Raw genomic sequence first — 2,085 nt, 5'->3', positions numbered from 1 at the left:
CTAGCTTGTTGTTTACAGGTATTAAATAAGGTTTTAAAGAAAATATCGAATGGTATATTGTGAGTTTTAGAATGGAGAAAGACGTGCATATGCACGTCTTTAGTCAACTGAACTCGAGACCTCGTCTCTTCTTGACTTAGTCAGATAGATGACCAAACCAAAAATTGTTATAAGGAAGAGTATACTTGTTCCTGTAGTACCTAGGCCAAGCCCACCCTCTTTATGAGGCTGTGACAGGTAGTCACCAAGAGAAGCTCCAAAAGGACGGGTCAAGATGTAGGCGATCCAGAAAGACAGCACTGCGTTCAACTTGAAACGGTAGTAAGCGATGGTTACCACCGCAATCACTGTAGCGAACATGAGCGCTGATTTCCAATAACCTAATTGGAGTCCCTCTGATATAAGGTCACCAGCTGCGGTGCCCAAGGCAAAAGTGAACAGGATGGTTAACCAGTAGAACACTTCTCGCTTAGTCGTATAGATGGAGTGAATGGACAATGTCTTCTCACTCGCGTACCATGCTGCAAAGGTCGCCAACAGCGCGAGGGTGAAGATGATGGTAGTTGTCTCGAGAGCAACCCCTAAGTTGTCCGTGAGATTGTCGGTAACCAACGTACCGACAACACTAATCAGCACTACAACAAGCCAGTATATACTTGGCACGTACTTCTTCGATCTAAACTGAAAGAACAATGTGATGAGAAGCAAAACACTCATGAAAAAAGTCGTGTTAGCCAAGCCCCATTTCATATTGAAATTCAGAAAGTCTGCCGCTGTCTCGCCCACCGTTGTTGCCATGATCTTAATAATCCAGAAGAAAATCGTTACTTCTGGAACTTTGTTCAACATCTGCCGAGCTCTTGATGGGGCGGACCCGATTTCATTTGAAATGGATGGCTTATCCTTATTATAATCCTGTCCGTTATATGTCATTTATGAACCCTCCTTATTTTCTCTTTGGAACTACACGATAAGTATTGAGATAATCAGCACTATCTTTTTTTTGGTGGTATTACTAACCAAATATGTTCACCTGGCTATATGGCCATTCATATATGGGGAATTGTTCACAAGAACAAGAATTTTGTTGAACTACAATTCAAACTATATCTTCTCAATATGAGAAGAACATGAAAATACAATGAAATTTATCTAATACATCGAGTCTTTCTTTACTAAAGGAGACTTAGGTGTGTGAAAATGAAAAAAGGCGAACACATATTTCCCATGACTAATATGTGTTCGCCTTTATTTTTAGGGATTTTGTGATTTATGTATGGTAGGAATTGGCTTGTGGATTATATTCCGTTTGGGCCATTGAAATTTGTTGTTTCAATCATTATTATCATTACCGCCCTAGCTTGTTGTTTACAGGTATTAAATAAGGTTTTAAAGAAAATATCGAATGGTGTATTGTAATTTTTATCCTAGAAAAAGACGTGCATATGCACGTCTTTCTTTATAGATGTGAAAAACAATACTGTATACATAGTTCTGTAGAGTGAATGAGCTCTTCATTGCCTTTTTCTACTCGAATTTGGAGCGCTTTTTGAAAATAAGTCAAAGCTGTATTCGGGTCTCCTTCATCTAATTTGCTTTTTCCGTAGTGCTGATAGAGAAAATCCTCGTAATGTGTTAAATCATTTTGCTGTAACATGTGAAAGAGTTCAGTGAAAATTTCATTTGCTTTTTCAAAATCTTTTTCCCAATGATACACGTGAGCTAGGCGGAGCTTGTTAATGAAGATTCCCTGTGTATGTTGACTCTCTTCGTAACGTTCTATAGCTTCTCGTAGATAGGCTTTACTTTCAGAAAGATTTCCTACGATTCGTTCGTAAACACCAATTAAACCACATTGCTTTGCGTACGATATATTTGAATGAGCGAAGTGAGCTAAATTTGTTTTTAGAAATGTAATCCCTTGCTTCATTTGAGCAAGGGATACTGGCTTTTCATGGAGCTTTTCATCGAATGTATAGCTCATTTCGAAAGGGATGTTTTCGATTTTCATGAAATTCTCCTTCTATCTTTTTTGATTATATAAATCCATGTTAATTTTTCGGCATCTAAATTCCCTGCTATGCA

2 protein-coding genes are annotated in these 2,085 nt (G+C 38.2%); both read right to left on the bottom strand.

Annotated features, from left to right (window positions below; genetic code table 11):
* Positions 1 to 99: 99 nt before the first annotated feature.
* Positions 100 to 933 (bottom strand): COG4705 family protein, encoded by an 834-nt coding sequence (locus V7183_RS23985; RefSeq protein ID WP_335361077.1) that lies wholly within the window; start codon positions 931 to 933, stop codon positions 100 to 102.
* A 526-nt stretch (positions 934 to 1,459) separates the two neighbouring features.
* Entirely contained in the window at positions 1,460 to 2,011 is a 552-nt protein-coding gene (locus tag V7183_RS23980) for a tetratricopeptide repeat protein (RefSeq protein ID WP_335361076.1), read from the bottom strand.
* Between the last annotated feature and the right edge of the window lie 74 nt (positions 2,012 to 2,085).

It is taken from the genome of Bacillus sp. JJ1127 (assembly GCF_036965845.1).
In the GTDB taxonomy this organism is placed as follows: Bacteria; Bacillota; Bacilli; order Bacillales; family Bacillaceae_G; genus Bacillus_A.
This window is presented reverse-complemented; position numbering and strand designations above follow the sequence as displayed.